Origin of the sequence: Streptomyces sp. BK340 (assembly GCF_007827595.1) — a bacterium.
Taxonomy (GTDB): Bacteria; Actinomycetota; Actinomycetes; order Streptomycetales; family Streptomycetaceae; genus Streptomyces.
In genome coordinates this window covers 238,298-254,587 of sequence record NZ_VISR01000003.1, presented here as the reverse complement: position 1 = coordinate 254,587, position 16,290 = coordinate 238,298, and the positions used below count along the sequence as shown (strand labels likewise).

At 70.8% G+C, this 16,290-nt stretch carries 14 protein-coding genes, 2 pseudogenes and 1 riboswitch; of the genes and pseudogenes, 6 read left to right on the top strand and 10 right to left on the bottom strand.

What is annotated here, in order from left to right; all coding sequences use genetic code 11:
• Positions 1 to 235: 235 nt before the first annotated feature.
• Positions 236 to 352: riboswitch (cobalamin riboswitch) on the top strand.
• Between the two features lie 98 nt (positions 353 to 450).
• Positions 451 to 828 (top strand): (2Fe-2S) ferredoxin domain-containing protein, encoded by a 378-nt coding sequence (locus FB157_RS07570; RefSeq protein WP_145877887.1) that lies wholly within the window; start codon positions 451 to 453, stop codon positions 826 to 828.
• On the opposite strand, the pseudogene FB157_RS07565 reads toward FB157_RS07570, so the two are convergent.
• From FB157_RS07565 to FB157_RS07550, 3 genes and pseudogenes are all read right to left on the bottom strand, one after another.
• Positions 823 to 1,039: pseudogene (locus FB157_RS07565) on the bottom strand (hypothetical protein); the annotation flags it as partial. The gene FB157_RS07570 and the pseudogene FB157_RS07565 overlap by 6 nt on opposite strands.
• A gap of 353 nt (positions 1,040 to 1,392) precedes the next feature.
• Positions 1,393 to 2,541: an ABC transporter substrate-binding protein gene (locus FB157_RS07555; RefSeq protein ID WP_398946330.1), complete on the bottom strand. Its 1,149-nt coding sequence runs from the start codon at positions 2,539 to 2,541 to the stop codon at positions 1,393 to 1,395.
• A gap of 297 nt (positions 2,542 to 2,838) precedes the next feature.
• A complete protein-coding gene (locus FB157_RS07550) occupies positions 2,839 to 5,619 on the bottom strand; it encodes a SpoIIE family protein phosphatase (protein WP_398946329.1) in 2,781 nt (926 codons plus the stop codon).
• 70 nt (positions 5,620 to 5,689) lie between these two features.
• Here FB157_RS07550 and FB157_RS07545 point away from each other — a divergent pair, with 70 nt between their 5' ends.
• The 3 genes from FB157_RS07545 to FB157_RS07535 are packed head-to-tail and all read left to right on the top strand — an operon-like array spanning position 5,690 to position 8,079.
• A complete protein-coding gene (locus FB157_RS07545; RefSeq protein ID WP_222440917.1) occupies positions 5,690 to 6,565 on the top strand; it encodes a FadR/GntR family transcriptional regulator in 876 nt (291 codons plus the stop codon).
• Position 6,566: 1 nt separating this feature from the next.
• Positions 6,567 to 7,400, top strand: coding sequence for a sterol desaturase family protein (locus tag FB157_RS07540; RefSeq protein WP_145877244.1), 834 nt, complete (start codon positions 6,567 to 6,569; stop codon positions 7,398 to 7,400).
• 1 nt (position 7,401) lies between these two features.
• Entirely contained in the window at positions 7,402 to 8,079 is a 678-nt protein-coding gene (locus FB157_RS07535) for a lysoplasmalogenase family protein (protein ID WP_145877242.1), read from the top strand.
• Here FB157_RS07535 and FB157_RS07530 read toward each other — a convergent pair whose 3' ends face one another.
• The 5 genes from FB157_RS07530 to nthB form a co-directional block, all read right to left on the bottom strand.
• Positions 8,080 to 9,150 carry an MBL fold metallo-hydrolase gene (locus FB157_RS07530; RefSeq protein ID WP_145877240.1) on the bottom strand — a complete coding sequence of 357 codons (1,071 nt, stop codon included), beginning with the start codon at positions 9,148 to 9,150 and terminating at the stop codon, positions 8,080 to 8,082.
• Positions 9,151 to 9,261: 111 nt separating this feature from the next.
• Positions 9,262 to 9,792 carry a carbonic anhydrase gene (locus FB157_RS07525; RefSeq protein WP_186581392.1) on the bottom strand — a complete coding sequence of 177 codons (531 nt, stop codon included), beginning with the start codon at positions 9,790 to 9,792 and terminating at the stop codon, positions 9,262 to 9,264.
• A 144-nt stretch (positions 9,793 to 9,936) separates the two neighbouring features.
• On the bottom strand, positions 9,937 to 10,278 hold the full coding sequence (locus tag FB157_RS07520) for a nitrile hydratase accessory protein (RefSeq protein WP_261386219.1): 342 nt from the start codon (positions 10,276 to 10,278) through the stop codon (positions 9,937 to 9,939).
• Between the two features lie 2 nt (positions 10,279 to 10,280).
• Positions 10,281 to 10,880 carry a nitrile hydratase subunit alpha gene (gene nthA, locus FB157_RS07515; RefSeq protein ID WP_145877236.1) on the bottom strand — a complete coding sequence of 200 codons (600 nt, stop codon included), beginning with the start codon at positions 10,878 to 10,880 and terminating at the stop codon, positions 10,281 to 10,283.
• Positions 10,877 to 11,548 carry a nitrile hydratase subunit beta gene (nthB, locus tag FB157_RS07510; RefSeq protein ID WP_145877234.1) on the bottom strand — a complete coding sequence of 224 codons (672 nt, stop codon included), beginning with the start codon at positions 11,546 to 11,548 and terminating at the stop codon, positions 10,877 to 10,879. The genes nthA and nthB overlap by 4 nt, the downstream gene beginning before the upstream one ends.
• A gap of 266 nt (positions 11,549 to 11,814) precedes the next feature.
• On the opposite strand from nthB, the gene FB157_RS07500 reads away from it, so the two are divergent.
• On the top strand, positions 11,815 to 12,534 hold the full coding sequence (locus FB157_RS07500; RefSeq protein ID WP_145877232.1) for a hypothetical protein: 720 nt from the start codon (positions 11,815 to 11,817) through the stop codon (positions 12,532 to 12,534).
• A gap of 73 nt (positions 12,535 to 12,607) precedes the next feature.
• On the opposite strand, the pseudogene FB157_RS48250 reads toward FB157_RS07500, so the two are convergent.
• A pseudogene (locus FB157_RS48250) lies at positions 12,608 to 12,847 on the bottom strand (PaaI family thioesterase); the annotation flags it as partial.
• Between the two features lie 121 nt (positions 12,848 to 12,968).
• Positions 12,969 to 13,382: an FKBP-type peptidyl-prolyl cis-trans isomerase gene (locus tag FB157_RS07490; RefSeq protein ID WP_145877231.1), complete on the bottom strand. Its 414-nt coding sequence runs from the start codon at positions 13,380 to 13,382 to the stop codon at positions 12,969 to 12,971.
• A 395-nt stretch (positions 13,383 to 13,777) separates the two neighbouring features.
• Here FB157_RS07490 and FB157_RS07485 point away from each other — a divergent pair, with 395 nt between their 5' ends.
• Entirely contained in the window at positions 13,778 to 16,240 is a 2,463-nt protein-coding gene (locus tag FB157_RS07485; protein WP_186581391.1) for a SpoIIE family protein phosphatase, read from the top strand.
• Positions 16,241 to 16,290 lie beyond the last annotated feature (50 nt).

The following is a 16,290-nucleotide window of genomic DNA, read 5'->3' as shown; positions in this document are numbered from 1 at the left end:
CTGCTCCGACACGTGCAATTCACCGGCACGGCCACGCATGCTGCACACCACCGTCACTTCGTCTCCAAAGATGATCACTCTTCGTCCCAGGTTGCGATCGGTGACACATGGTTATGTAAAGACAGGAGGGTTCACAACGCGGCTCGACCAACAACACCTGGAGATCGATGGACTGAGGGCGACGAGTCGGCACCGACGATGGGATGATGATCGCGACATAAGGCGACGGCGGTCCGAGGAAGCCGGTGTGAATCCGGCGCGGTCCCGCCACTGTGACCGGTGAGCGAGTTCCGGCATGCCACCCCGTGGGCGGGCAGGCGGGGCGAGCGGCGACCCGGGAGCCAGGAGACTCACGCGGTCGCCTCCTCGAGCAACTCCGGGGCGGATCTCCCCGGGAGGGGAGTGGCCGTCGTGCCCGAAACGCCGTGGGAAGAGACATCAGGCGAGGCCGTGGAAGCGGGCCGGCCGGCGCCGTGCCGGGTCGTCGTGTGCCGGGACTGCTGCTGCGGCAGTCCCAAGGTGACCGGAGTGGATCACGCGGCACAGACCGCGCGACTGCGGTCGGAGGTGCCGGTGCGCATCTCCGACTGCCTCGACGTGTGCGATCAGGCCAATGTCATCGTCGTACAGCCGTCCGCCGCGGGCCGGGCCGCCGGTGCGCGGCCGGTCTGGCTGGGGCTCGTCAACGACCCGGACGCGACCGAGGACATCGTCGCCTGGGTACACGCCGGCGGCCCGGGAGTGGCTCCGCGTCCGGACATCCTCGACCTGTACGCCTTCACGCCGCCGCGGCGCCCCGGCCCCAGGGAACGTCCGGTCACGTCATGACTCGGGCAGCTCCCCGCGGACCGTGCGGGCGGCGGCGACCAGGTTCGCCAGGGAGGACCGGGTCTCGGGCCAGCCGAGGGTCTTCAGACCGCAGTCGGGGTTGCCCCAGAGCCGATCGGCGGGAATGGCCTGCAGGCCGGTGCGCAGCAGCTCGGGCGGCCTCCTCGGCGCTCGGGACGCGGGGGGAGTGGATGTCGTGGACGCCGGCCCCCAACGCGCCGCGCCGCCGCTCGGCCACCCGCTGCGGATCGACCAGAACACCAGCACCTTCGTCCCGTACCCCGTGTCCGACGGGACGGCGTGAGTGCGACTGCGGAGAGGGCGCGCCACGAGGGTTACGGCCGGCCCGGCTGCTCCAGCGCGTCGCGCAGGGCGGCCCGGGACGTGACGCCCGGCTTCGGGAAGAGGCGGCAGCCACCCGGGCATCACCGCCCGCCTCAGCGAGGACGCGGCAGAGGCCACCAGCCGACCGCACGGTGCCCCGCCCCGGCCGGCGCGGGAAGCGACGACGGGCCCGCTCGGTGCCGGTGCCCGTTCGCCGCACAGCTGACGGGGCGACGGGGATCATCCCGGTCGGCCGGAGACGGACTTGGCCCAACCCCGGGTGACGGTCTCCTTCGCCTTCTCCAGTTGCGCGTCCGTCGGGAACTGCGGCGTTCCCTCGACCGTCGGCAGTCGATCGGCGGCCGCCTTGTCGAGGGTGCCGTCCTGCCTCATGGCGTCCATGAGGACCGGGCGGGCGTAGGCGCGCAGCCGGAGGTTCTGGCCCTCCGGGCTGAAGAGGTACTCGTGCCACAGGCGGGCGGCCGCCGGGTGCGGGGCGTTCTTGTTGATCGCGAGCGCGAAGTACTGGGCGAAGCTGCCGTCGAAGGGGATCGCGACCTGCCAGTTCACGCCCTTGTCCCGGAGCGCGTCGGCGTAGTGGAGGTTGATGTAGTCCCAGTTGATGCTGATGGGCGTCCGGCCGCTCGCGACCGTCGCCGAGTCGGAATCGACAGAGGTGAAGTTGCCGCGATCCTTGAGTTCGGCGAAGAAGTCGAGACCCGGCTGGATGTCGTCGAACGACCCGTTGTTCGCCAGCGCGGCCGCGTAGACACTGGCGAAGGCGGTGGCCGAGCGGGGCGGGGCGCCTTCCAGTGCGACCTTGCCCCGGTAACCGGGCTTCAGCAGATCGGCGAAGGTCTGCGGACAGGGGTGGACACGGTTGGCGTCGCAGCCGATGGAGATGTAGCCCCCGTAGTTGTCGGCCCAGCGTGCCTTCGCGTCCTTCTGGTTGCCGGGAACCAGATCGAAGGAGGTCACCTTGTACGGCGCGAGAAGGTTCTGCGCCGCCGCCTTCCGTGCGAACGTATCGCCCACGTCGATCACGTCGGGTGCCGTCGGCCCGTTCCCCCGCTTGCGCAGGGCGTCGATCTCGTCCTCGCTGTGGCCCAGCGGATTCTCGACCGTGACCTTGATTCCGTACTTCTTCTCGAAGCCGTCGATCAGGCCGCCGTAGTTGGCCCAGTCGTGCGGCAGCGCGATCGTTCTGAGCGTGCCCTCCTGTTTCGCCGCTGCGATCAGTGCGCGCATGCCGCCCATATTCGCGGCGGACGTGGCCATCGCCGGCTTCGCGAGGCCGGGGGTCGGTGTGTCCTCGCAAGCGCTCAGGCCCAGTGCCACGAGAGCGAAGCAGCCGAGGAGCGCCGCTGCTCGGGCACACGGTGTAGTCACGGCGGCTCCCGGACGTGGGGGATGAGGTGGTGGCCTCGGCCGGCTGCCGGCAGCGCCACCGGGTCCGGAGCGGCGGGCCTCCCGCCGCGCTTCCCGGTCTCCTCGGCTCCTCGGCGCCGACGAAGTGGCCATCGAGGCCAGGGTACCCGGCCGCCTCGATGGCGCGGTGCCGCCGCGAAGGCCCGCGAGCACCGTCCCTTTCCCGGCAGTCGCCTTCTCCGTATGCCCCGCGCCCCGCCGGGGCCGCCTCGGCACGCGGCGTGACTGACGGTGGAGGGAGGGACGTACCGGTTCTCCTCACAGCGCGGTGTCGTCCCATTGGCCGAGCAGGAGTTCGCCGAGTCCTTCCGCCTCCGGCGTGGCGTCGTGATGCAGGGACTGCTCGGCCCAGATGACCTTGCCGGTGCTCGTGTAGCGGGTCCCCCAGCGTTCGGCGAAGCGGGCGACCAGGAAGAGTCCGCGGCCGCCTTCGTCGGTGACCTTCGCCCGGCGCAGCCGCGGCGAGGTGCTGCTGCCGTCGGCGACCTCGAAGATCAGGCTGCCCGCGTCGGGGCTGCTGACCGGCTTCGTGCGCAGCAGCCGCACGGAGATCGGCTCGGCTCCGTAGCGGATGGCGTTGGTGATCAACTCGCTGAGGATGAGTTCGGCGGTGAATCCGACCTGCTCCAGCCCCCACTCCGCCAGCCGGCGGGCACAGGCGGTGCGCACGGGGGCCACCGCCGCCGGGTCGCGGGGCACCTCCCACTCGGCGACCTGATCCGGTCCGAGCCGGCGTGTGCGGGCCACCAGCAGCGCGATGTCGTCCCGGGGCCGGTCGGACAGCATGGCCTCCATCACCGCCGCGCAGGTGTCCTCCGGTGTGCGACCGGGCCCTGTCAGAGCGTCGCGCAGGGCTTCCAGTCCGGCGTCCAGGTCCCGGGTGCGGTCCTCGATCAGCCCGTCGGTGTAGAGCACCAGCCGCGCATCCTCGGGCACGGTGAGTGCGGCGGTCTCGACAGGAAGGCCGGCCCCGAGTCCCAGCGGCGGGGAGACGGGCAGCTCAGGGAAGTCGACGGTCCCGTCGGGCCGGACCACCGCGGGTCCCGGGTGGCCGGCGGTGGCGATGGCCAGATGCCCGGACGTGGGGTCGTAGACGGCGTACTGGCAGGTCGCCCCTGTGACCAGCCCTTGGCCGTCCTCCGCTGCGTCGACCTCCTCGGCGTCGATCTGCGCCACCAACTCGTCCAGCCGGCCCAGCAGCTCCTCCACGGGCAGGTCCAGGCTGGCGAAGTTGTGCACGGCGGTGCGCAGCCGGCCCATCGTCGCCGCGGCGTGCAGACCGTGCCCGACGACATCGCCCACGACCAGCGCCACCCGGGTACCGGACAGCGGGATGACATCGAACCAGTCCCCGCCCACCCCGGCCTGGGCCGGCAGATAGCGGTAGGCCACGTCGAGCGCGGGCTGCTCGGGAAGCGCGCGGGGCAGCAGGCTGTGCTGCAAGGTGACGGCCATGGCGTGTTCGCGGGTGTAGCGGCGGGCGTTGTCGATGCACACCGCTGCCCGGGCGGCCAGCTCCTCGGCGAAGGACACGTCCTCGTCCTCGAACAACGGCGAGCCCTGCGCGCGCCAGAAGTCCACGACGCCCAGCACCACGCCGCGGGCGCGCAGGGGTACCACGAGCACGGAGTGGATGCCGTGATCGAGGACCTGCCGGGCACGTCCGGGCTGCTGGGCCCGCCAGGCGTCGGAGACGCTCAGGTCCCCGACCAGGACCGGGCGGCCCTCGGCCATCGCCGTGGCGACGGGATGGCCGGGAACGAGCCGGTTCAGCTCGCGGACCGGGCGCAGGAGGTGGCCCGCGTCGAGACCGGCGACGGCGCAGCGGCGCAGTTCGGTGATCTCGGCGGCCGCACCGGAGGTCTCCCCGCCGTGCAGGACCGGGTCCAGCAGATCGACGGTGACGACGTCGGCGAACCGGGCCGCCGCCACCTCGGCCAGTTCTTCGGCCGTGCGTTTCACATCGAGTGTGGTGCCGATCCGCAGGCCGGCGTCGTAGAGCGACTGCAGTCGTTCGCGCGCCACCTCCGCCCGGCCGGAGAGGGCCCGCAGCTCGGTGGTGTCCCGGAGCGTGACCACGCTGCCGACCGTTCCGTGGGGTGCGGTGAGCCGCTTGCTGACCGCGAGCAGCCGGTCGGCCGCCAGGTACACCTCGTCGGTGGCGGGGCGGTCGGAGGCCAGCAGCCCGGCGAGGTCCTCGTCGAGACCCAGATCGGTGATGTGCCGCCCCTCCGTGTCCGCCGGCAGGTCCAGCAGCCGTCGTGCCTCGTCGTTGGCCAGCAGCAGCCGGCCGTCACCGCCGACGATCAGCACTCCTTCCCGCACCGCGTGCAGCACCGCGTCGTGGTGCTCGTACATCCGGGTCATCTCGGCCGGCCCCAGGCCGTGGGTCTGCCGCCGCAACCGCCGGCTCACCAGGCCCGACCCGCCTGCGGCGACCACCAGGGCCGTGGCGGCGCCGGCGAGGAGGAACGGCAGCTGCCGGTTCACCCGCTGCTGCACCGTCTCGACCGTGACGGGCACGGAGACGATCCCGATGACCGAGCCGTCGGGACCCCTGACGGGCACCGCCGAGATCACCGAGAGCCCCAGTGAGCCCTTGAACGTACTCGTGAACGGCTTGCCGGTCGCCGCCGCCGCGTAGGGCCCGATGACGCGTTTCCCGATCTGACGCGGGTCGCTGTGGGCAAGGGTGATCCCGTTCAGCCCGTACACGATGACGGCGTCGACGCCTGCGGCCTTCCGGGCCGCCTGGACGTGCGGCTGCAGCGCGGCGGTCGGATCCGCGCTGTCCAGCGCCGCCACGATGCCCGGGGAGTGCGCGAACGTCTGTGCCGCGGTGAGCGTCCGGTGGCGGGCGTCCGCCATCACGTCGCGTTGAGCCTGCACCAGGAGCGCCACCAGGGCGGCGGCGACGAGCAGCATCACGACGGCCAGCTGGAGCAGGAAGACCTGGCCCGCGACGCTGCGCACACTCAGCAGTGAGCCCGACCGCCACGCCTCGCCCGGCCGACGGGGCCGACGGAGGCGAGCCCTCATGGACGCATCAGGCACATCCCGCCCTGATTGCCCTGAAACTCCGCTCATAACACCTTTCTATCGTTTCTGGATGGCCGACCGCGCAGCGACCGGGACCGGCCGGTCCGCTCAGGGCGGCGAGGAGCACGGCGGCCCCGGCTGTCCGAGGACGGCGCTCCGTGCGCGCGGAGCGCCGCAGAAATACTGGTCCAACCAGTTGACCAGTGTGCCGGTCGCATTCACCCTGATCGCCATGACTGATGGACTCATCCGGCGTGAGGCGGTCTCCGACCAGCTCTTCGCCGTGCTGCGTGACAGGATCCTCGGCGGTGAACTGCCGGCCGGTTCCGCGCTCACCGCCGAACGGGGTTTGGCAGCCGAGTTCGGGGTGAACAGACATGCCGTCCGGGAGGCCGTCAAGCGGCTCCAGCAGGCACGGCTGCTGGAGGTCAGCCACGGCGGCCGCACGCTCGTCCTGGACTGGCGGCACACCGCTGGCCTCGACCTCGCCATGGGCATCGCGGCGGCCGACGCAGGGCCCTCGGTGGAGGACCTCGCCCGCGACGCCCTGGAGATGCGGGCGTGCATCGGCGCCGACGCGGCCCGGCTGTGCACGATCAGGTGCTCCGAGGACACCGCCGGGAAGATCGTCGAGGCCGCGGGCCGGTACGCGCGCACCGGGCCCGACCTGACCGAGCTGGCCGACGCGGACGTCGCCTGGTGGCGGCTGATCGTGGAGGGTTCCGGGAACGTCGCCTACCTGCTGGCCTTCAACAGCCTGGTGGACGGCACACTCCCGGTCGCCGACGTACCGGACGACCTGCGGACCGCGGAACTCCTCGACGTCGAGGCACACCAGCGGCTGGCGGCGCACATCGCGGCACGCGAGGCCGGGGCGGCCGAACGGCTGGCGCGCGAGCTGCTGTCCCGCAGCGTGCCCGCGACGCCGCGGAAGGCGGTGCGCTGACATGATCCCGGCCGTTGTCTTCGCGATACCCGCGTTCGTTCTGCTGGTCGTCGTCGAGGCACTGTCCTACCGCTTCCTCCCGGACGACGACGAGCGCGGGTACGAGCTGCGCGACACCGCCACCAGCATGTCCATGGGTGCCGGCAGCCAGGTCGTCGCGATGCCCTGGAAGGCGGTGACGATCGTGCTGTACTCGGCTCTCTTCGCCGTCGCCCCGTGGCATCTGCCGCCGTCCTCCGCGTGGACGTGGGTGCTGCTGTTCTTCGGCGACGACCTGGCGTACTACGCCTTCCACCGCGCCCACCACCGGGTGCGGGTGTTGTGGGCGAGCCATGTGGTCCACCACTCCAGTCTCCGCTTCAACCTCTCGACCGCCCTGCGCCAGAGCTGGACGCCGATGACGGGCCTGCCCTTCTGGCTGCCGCTGGCACTGCTCGGCATCCCGCCGTGGATGATCCTGCTCCAGCAGGCATTCAGCCTCGTCTACCAGTTCTTCCTGCACACCGAACGGGTGGACAAGCTGTGGCGGCCCGTGGAGTGGTTCTTCAACACGCCCTCCCACCACCGCGTCCACCACGGTTCCAACAACGCCTACCTGGACCGCAACTACGGCGGCATCCTCATCGTCTGGGACCGGCTCTTCGGCACGTTCGAACCGGAGGGCGAGCGGGTGGTGTACGGCCTGACGAAGAACATCGACACCTACAACCCGGTGCGGGTGGCCTTCCACGAGTTCGCGGCCGTCTGGCGCGACGTCCGTGCGGCGCGACGCTGGCGCGACCGGGCCGGGTATCTGGTCGGGCCGCCCGGCTGGGCACCCGGGGCGGACGCGTGACATGCCGCCGCTGATCGTCGCCTTCGCCGCGCTGGCCGCTCTCGACGTCGCCGCAGTCGCGGCGGGCCTGCCTCCCCTGGAGTGGGTCGCCAAACCCCTGCTGGCACCCGTGCTCGCCGTACACCTGTGGCGTATGACCGGCACGCGGCACGTTCCGGTCCTGGCCGGCCTCGGGTTCGCCGCCGCCGGGGACGTGGCGCTGATGCTGCCGGGCAGGGTGGCCTTCGCCGTCGGGATCGCCTTCTTCCTGGGCGCTCAGCTGTGCTGGACGGCCGCGTTCCTGCGCGCGGGCGCCCTGCGGTATCTGCGTCCCCGCCGCCGGCTGTGCGCCGTCCACCTCGCCGTGTGGGCCGCCGCGGTCGCCGCTCTCGCTCCTGCCCTCGGGCCGGTACTGGGCACCGCGGTGGCCGTCTACGCATCGGCCCTGGTCACCATGGCACTGACCGCGCGAGTGCTGGGGCGCAGGGCGGCCGGGGGCGGGCTGGTGTTCCTCGGCTCGGACCTGCTCGTCGGACTGGGAGCCGCGGGGGCCGACTTCCCCGGACGTGCCGTGCTCGTCATGGTGACGTACACGGTCGCCCTGGCCCTGATCGCCACCGCCTTCACCACCGCGGAAGCACGACAGGCGGACGGGTGCAGCGAGATGTTGCCCATGACCGCCGGGACTGCTGAGCCGTAGTCAGGCGTCCCTCGCCTGTGGGGCGCTGAGTGTGCAGGTGGTTCCGACGCTGGCCTGCACCCATGCGTCCGGGAGGGCTGCGGCGAGGGTGTGCTGCGCGCGCCAGCCGGTGCAGTGACCGGGGACGATCAGCTCGGGTGCGAGTTCGGTGAGCGCGGCCACCGTCGGGCCGATGACCGGCTCGAAGGCGGGGCCGCTCAGGTGGAAGCCGCCGATGAGGGCCAGCAGTCTGCTGACGCCGGTCAGCCTCATGGCGTGCCGGACGATGTTGACCACTCCGGCGTGGCCGCACCCGGTGATGACGACAAGTCCCCGGTCGCGCACGTTGACGACGAGTGCCTGGTCGTCGATGACGGCGGGGTCGTGTCGCCAGCCGCTGCCGTCCCAGGCTTGGTGCGCCCGCGGCATGCCGTGCTCGAACTCGGTGACGCGGTCCACCTCGCCGGTGATCAGGATGCCGCCGGCCAGCAGCGACGGCTGCCGCCGCTCGATCACCTCGAACCCTTCGCGTTCCAGGGCACCCCGTGACAGCGTGGGCATCTCCAGAACCTGGCCGGCGGGCAGTTCCAGGCGGCGGCGGGTCCAGACCGCGGGGTGGACGGTCAGCGGCAGGCCGGAGCGCCCGCGCAGCCGGGCCAGGCCGTCGAAGCCGCCCGTGTGGTCGAAGTGTCCGTGGCTGAGCACGACGCCCTGCAGGCTGCCCACATCGATGCCAAGACGCTCGGCGTTCACCGCCAGCCCGTCCGGCGACGCGCCGGTGTCGAACAGCAGCGTGCTGCTCGCGTTCCCGCTTCGGACGGTGACCAGGGCGGAGAAGCCGTGCTCGGCCCGCAGCCCCGCCAGGGCCTCGCCGCCGGCGAACTGCCGCGCGGCGGTGCGCCCGGCGCCCATCGACGCCCGGGTGACGCCTTCGGCAGAGGCCAGCAGGGCGTCGAAGGTGTTGTCGACCATCGTCGTGACCCTGACCTCGTCGACCGCGGGCAGCGTCACCGGGTCGACAGCCGGTCCCTGCGCGACGCGAGGCGCCGACCACGCCGCCTCGGCCGCCGAGTGCCCGTGATCGTCACACATGCCGGAAAGCGCCTCTCCACCGATGCGACCGGCCGCGGGAGCAGATCCCGGTACGAGCCGCGGGCCCACGGCGGTCGCGCCGGCCGGACCGGCCGCAGGCGCCGCGCGGTGTCATGCTTCCACTCGCGCGGGCGGGACGACGACGTCGATGAGCCCGGTGGCCACGTCGTACACGAGCCCCGAGACGAAGGCTCCGGCCGGAAGCTGCTGCTTGAGGACTTCGACGTCGACGCGGACGGCGGCGACCGGGTCGGTGACCGCCTTGGCGTCCAGGCCGTCGGCCGGGACGTCGAAGTAGCCGGCCAGCGACTCGGGGAACGCGGCCAGGTCCGTGATCCCGCAGTCGGTGTGGTGCAGGACCGCATAGTGGACGTCGCCCGGGCGAGGGCCGCCCGTGCGAGCCTGCACGACCTTCGAGAGCATCCCCAGCGTCCGGAGTGTCGCGGGCGTGACCCGTCCTCCGACGTTGCGGATCACCGCTGCCTCGCCGAGCTCGAGCCCGAGCACGTCGGACGGGTCGACACGAGGGTCGACGCATCCGATGACCGTCAGACTGCCACTGGGCATGAGTTCGAGGCCGGCGAACGATCCGCCGTCGGCGAACCCGGCGTTCCGCTTGGCCAGCTCGTTCGTGTCGATCACTGTGCCGGTAACCCGTCCTGCTCTGCGTCCGGCCCCCTGGTGACGCCGGCCTGTGGTTGCCGCCGATCCTGCAGTTGCCGCCATCCTGTCCCGCCGTCGCCTCCCGTGCCACTCGACCTTGTGTCCGCCCGGAAGGCGTCGGAGTCACCGGGCGTGGTCGCGGTGGTCGTGCCCCGGGGAACGTCGTGCCAGGGCTTGGGCGCGGGCGACGACCTCGTCCGTGGACACGGCGCGGAGGCCGGCGAGTACGTCCTCCAGGGCGCCCAGCCACAGTCGGTAGTAGGGGTACGGCTCGCCGTGCTCCCGTGAGGCTGTCCAGTCGGCGATCCGGGCGATCAGCGCGGTCTGGAATTCCGGCCGGCTGAAGACGCCCGCCTCGTACAGGGTGACGGCCATGCCGAAGGCACGGCTCTCCCACGGCTCGGCGAACACCAGCTCACCGTTGGAGCGGGGAGGTGCTGCCGGGCCCTCGATGTCCAGCGGCATGCTCACGGTGCCGCCACCTCGGCTACGCCGACCATCGCGTCCCTGGTGATCAGTGGCACGAGTTCTTCTTCCGTGAGGCGCTCGGTGCCGGGTGGACGCTCGGGCAGTACGAGCCAGCGCACCTCACTGGTGGAGTCCCGGACGATGATCTCCACGTCGTCGTCGAGCGTGAGTCCCATCTCGGCCAGCACCGTGCGCGGCTCCCGGACCACGCGCGCGCGGTAGGCGGGGTCCTTGTACCAACTGGGCGGCAGGCCGAGGACCGGCCAGGGGTAGCACGAGCACAGCGTGCACACCACGACGTTGTGGGTGGTCGGGGTGTTCTCGACCACGACGATGTGCTCGCCCTGCTGTCCGGAGAAGCCGAGTTCCTTGATGGCGGCGGTGCCGTCCTCGAGCAGACGCCGGCGGTAGTCGGGGTCCGTCCATGCCCTGGCGACGACCTTGGCACCGTTGAGTGGGCCCACGCTCGTCTCGTAGCGGGTGATGATCGCGTCCATGACCTTCGGGTCGATCAGGCCGCGCTCGGTGAGCAGTTGTTCGAGCGCCTCGGTGCGCAGCGCCACGGAAGGGCTCTCGGCGGAGCCGCCGGTGGTGGTCATGCGGTGGTCTCCAGATAGCTCTCGTACATGTCCACGGTGACGGTGAAGGGTTCGGTGCCGACGCCCCACAGTTCGCGTGAGTCGAACCGCACGGAGTAGACGTGTTGGGGGTTCTCGCCCATGAAGTGCGCATTGGTGTCCGGCAGCACATGGGCGGGCTGGATGATCTCGACGACTCCGCTGTGTCCCCGGACGTAGCGCGGCAGTCGAGTGTGCCCGGGCACGGACATGCTCCTGGCGCGCACACGCTCGCCCACGTGGAAGGCCGGTGAGGTCTGCACGGAGCGCAGCGAGCCCTCGGCGGTGGGTGTGTACGGGGGCACGGAAGGTTCAGGGACCGGCGGCTCGTCCACGTGTTCGCCGTTCAGGTTGCGGGCACGGGCCTCGACCGCACCGGGCGCCAGGACGGAGTGTTCGGTGAGCATCAGTTCTCCGCCGTTGAGCCATCGCCCGTAGTAACCGTCGTCGAGGTAGGCGGCGCGGTCCAGGCGCTCCAACGCATGTCGGAAGGCGTCCGTGTTGACGCCGCCGCAGGCGACGCGGCTGGAGAGAATCGCCAGCGCGAACGCCTTGCGCTGCCAGTCCTCCGCGAAGACGAGCTCCTCGCGATCCGGTGGATGAACGCGTCCCCAGCCCTGGGTGCCTCCCATGTCGGCGATTCCATCCATGGCATGGCCTCTCATTTGCCGCAAAAGCGGACACGCGATTCCATCGTATTTGGCTGATGTCCTGGCGTCACGCCGTACGCCGTACTGCAATCCGGCTCCCGAGGCCGGCGGCGTGGCGGCTCGGCCGGGCATGGGCCTGAAGCAGCCGGCCCCGGGCGGCGGGGCCCCCTTGTCGAAGCCTGCGGCGCGACCGTGCCGGACGCGCCGTTCCACGCCGAGGGGAGGAACATCGCCACGGCAGGGGGGCTGCCCCTTGGGAGACCTGCATGAACGAACTGCTCACCGAGGCGATCGAAGCCCACGGCGGGAGTGCACGCTGGCGCCGGCTGACCCGGACGCGAGCCACCCTGGTCAGCGGCGGTCAGCTGTTCGCCATGAAAGGCCTGCCGCAGGATCCCGCGCCGCGCGAGATGACCGTTCTCCTCCACGAGGAGCACGCCTCGGTCAGACCCTTCGGCGCCCCCGGCCAGAAGTCCGACTTCACGCCCGGACGTGTGAGCATCGACAGGATCGACGGGCGAGTGGTGGCCGAACGCGAGGACCCACGGTCGTCCTTCAGCGGCCACACCATGGAGACTCCCTGGGACCCGCTGGACCGCGCCTACTTCAACGGCTACGCCCTGTGGACCTACCTCACCACGCCGTTCCTGCTGGCGATGCCCGGCTTCGCGGTCACCGAGATCGAACCGTGGCGGGAAGGCGGCGAACTGTGGCGGGGACTGCGCGCCACGTTCCCGCCCGAGATCGCCAGCCACAGCACCCACCAGGACTTCTACTTCGGCCCCGACCGGCTGCTGCGCCGGCACGACTATCACGTCGATGTGGCAGGCGGGTTCGCCGCCGCGCAGTACGTCCACGACTACGTGGTGGCGGACGGCATCGTGCTGCCGACGAAGCGCCGGGCCTACCGCCGCGACGCCGATGGCCGTCCCATCCTTGATCAGGTCATGGTCTCGATCGACCTCAGCGACATCCACTTCAGCTGACGACGCCTGGCCGACGCGGCCCGGGCGGGCCGGCCGACTCCGAGGGGTCTTCTCCTCGCGCCGGGCATGGTGATCAGCGGGCCGGGACGGGGAAGAGCATGCAGCTGCTGGTGGCGTGGGCCAGGAGCAGGTCGTCGGAGTCGCGGAGCTCCGCCTGGGCGAGCGCGGTGCGGCGGCCGCTGTTGAGGACGGTACCGATGGCGCGGACCTTGCCGGTCTCGACGGTGATCGGGCGCAGGAACTTCAAGGTCAGGTCGATCAGTGCGACAGGCTGGATTCCGCCGGGGACCTCCGCCGTCTGCCGAGCGCGGCCTCGGGGTTCAGACTCAGCGGAACCGTTCGGACGCTGCGGAGGCGGAAGCGGCGGCGGTAGCGAGGAGCACAGCGGCGCCAACCCCGGGGGGACGACGCAGCACGTCGTGGGGGAGGAGCGGTCAGTGGTGCTGGGCGTTGCTCCACCCGGTAGTGCTGGAATACGAGTCCAGCAGGTCCACCACGAAGACCAGGGTCGAGCCCGCCGGGATCAACGGCGAGGGCGACTGATTGCCGTAGCCGAGACGCGGGGGAACGATGATCTCGCGCCGACCGCCGACCTTCATCCCCCTCACCCCCCGGTCCAAGCCCTTGATGACCTTGCCACCGCCCAGGGCGTACTTGAACGGCTGGCCCCGGTCCCAGGAGGCATCGAACTCCTTCCCGGACTCGAAGGTCACCCCGACATAGTGGACCCTGACCACCATGCCCGGCTTCACCTCAGCTCCGTCCCCGACGATCAGGTCCCGGATGGTCAGCTCGGTAGGAGCGTCACCCTCCGGAACGTCGACCTCGGGCTTCGTCAGTTCACTCATCGCAGCCTCATCACTCTCCGTCGGAAGCCGTCGCACGGGCCAGCCGGACACGTGGACACTCCACGCAGCAGAGGGTCACGCTACCGAGCATGACGGTCCCCGGAGCACACCGGATCCAGCGGCCACACGTGACGATCTTTCGCACGGACCGGCTACTGGCCGGTGGACGTGCCGGCAGCGGCGTTTTGTCGTCTGGCCAACCGCGGTTTGGGACGTCTCCTCGTGGGACCGTGGCGACGAACAGGGAAGACGGCGCGAGGACCCCAGCATGATCAGGCAGGGCGGGGACGCTCGGACCAGGGCACCGTGGGTGCAAATTACTTAGGGTATGAGAGTGGATTTAGCTGTTTGTCCACATGGGCGAGTGTTCGGTGGTAAAAGAGCAGAAGGTCGAGTTGCCTGGCGCACTCGACGCAGCGCAGGCCGCGGACTTGCCGTACCAGCAGTCCGCCCTGGATGCTGCCCGCGTTGCGGCTCAGGGTGCCGCCCTGCTGGCCGCTGTGCTGGGGGCGGCAGGCTTCTCCGGCTGGGTCTTCGGTATCGACGTCCTCAGGCGTGTGCCACGTGGCGATGCGGCCATGAGCGCGAACACGGCCGTGGCTCTGCTGGCGCTGGGTGTCTCCCTGTTCTTGGTGGCTCGCAGCCGTGTCACTCCGTGGGTGACCGTCGTGGTGCGCGCGGCCGGGGCGCTGGCCGTTGTGATCGGTGGACTCACCGCCGCGGAGTACGTGACCGGGGTGGCCCTGGGCATCGATGAACTCCTTTTCAAGGACGACACCGCCCGGATGGCGTCAGAGGTGCCCGGCCGGATGGCACCGAATACAGCTGCTGCACTGATGGTGGGGGGCGTGGCAGCCCTGTGCGCGAGCGCGTCACGTCTGCCCGCATGGACGAGCCAGGTCCCGGGCCTGGTTGTCCTCACCCTGGGCATGCTGCGGCTTTACGGGTTCGCGTACGCCGTGCCCGAACTCGAGCGGTTCGGTGCGTACAAGGGGATGGCCCTGTACACCGGGACGGCTCTGGTGCTGCTGGGCATCGCTGCCTTCCTCGCCCGGCCGGACAGTGGACTTGCCGGACTGCTGATGAACGCGGGCACCACGGGAGCACTCGGGCGCCGGCTGGTCGCCACCGTCCTGGTGGTACCGCCGCTGCTGGGTGGGCTCGTCCTGGCCGGTGAGGACACGGGACTGTTCGGAACGCGTCTGGGTACCGCGCTGCTGGTGTGCGGGCACGTGGCCGTGTTCACCACGGTCATCTTCGCGACGTTGGCCGTGGGCCGCCGTGTCGAGTTGGCGCATGCACGTGCCGAATGGCAGGTGCGGCAGAACGAACTGCTGCAGGCGTTCATGGACCACACGCCCGCGGTGATGTTCATCAAGGATCTGGACGGTCGCTTCCTGGCGGTCAACACGACCTTCGAGGAGAGCCTGGGCCTGTCCCGCGAACGGGTACTGGGCCGCCGCGACCGGGATGTCATGCCGCCCGACCTCGCGCGTCAGGCACGCGCCGCCGACCTCGCCATGTTGGCCGAGGGTGCTCCCACGCAGCAGGAGGAACTGATCGCCCTGCCCGGCGGGTCGCGGGACTTCCTCACCAGCCTGTTCCCGCTCAAGACCGCTTCCGGCACTCCCTACGCCGTATGCGGTGTGATCACCGACGTCACCGACCGAGTCGCGGCCCAGCGCGAAGTACGACGGGCCGGCCGGCGCTTCCTCGCGCTGCTGGAATCGGCTCCCGACGCCCTGCTGATCACGGACGGCCAAGGCGTCATCGTCATGACCAATGCGCAAGTGCAGAAGTTGCTCGGACGTTCGCCGTCCGACCTCGTGGGCACCCCGGTCGTCGACCTGGTGCCCGCCCCGCGGCGTCGTAGGCACAGTGCACTGCTGCGTGCCTACCTGCGACAGGTGAATCCGAAGCCGACCGTCCTGGACCACGGCCTCTACGGGCTGCGCAGCGACGGCACGGAGTTCCCCGTCGAAGTGAGCGTGAGCAGTCTCCAGGCAGAAGAGGAGACGCGGGTGTTCCTGACCGTGCGGGACATCACCGAACGCAGACACGCCGAGGCCGAACGCGCCGAGCGCTACGAGGAGCACCGACGCATCGCCTACACCCTGCAGCACAGCCTCATGGGCGCGCCTCCCCCCTTGCCCCACCTGCCCGCCGCCCACCGGTACCTGGCGTCCGTCCAGGACCCAGGAGTGGGCGGCGACTGGTTCGACATCATTCCGCTGGATGTTCACCGCACCGGCGTCGTCGTGGGTGACGTGATGGGTCGCGGCCTGGAGGCGGCGGCCGTCATGGGCCAGATGCGCGCTGCCTCCCATGCATTGGCCCGCACAGACGTACCGCCGAGCCGGCTGATGACCGGGCTGGACGCGTTCGTGGCCGACCTGGCGGATCAGCTCGTCACCTGCGTCTACCTGGTGGTGGACCAGAGCAGCCACGAGGTCACCCTCTGTTCGGCGGGACACCTCCCGGTCATCGCCCTGCCTCCCGACGGGCCCGCCCGGATGCTCCGGACGCCGGTCGGGGTACCGCTGGGCGTCAACGATCCGTGTGGCGCAGGAGTGCCGTTCCAGCAGGCGACCCAACCGGTGGCACCGGGCACCACGCTGGCCCTCTATACCGATGGACTGGTCGAAAGGCCCGGCACGGACATCGAGACCCAGATCGACACCCTCGCCCGCACGCTCGACTCGGCGCTGAAAGGAGCACCCGCAGATCAGGAGAGCCTCGACCGGACAGCCGACCTGCTGATCAAGACCCTCCTGCCGGACACGGCCACACATGACGATGACGTGACACTGCTCCTGATCGGGCTGCCCGTGGCGGAGGGAGAAGACTTCCGTGCCTGATCGCTGTGATGGCGGTCCTCTTCGGCCTCGGCGTGACGGAGTTGCCCGGG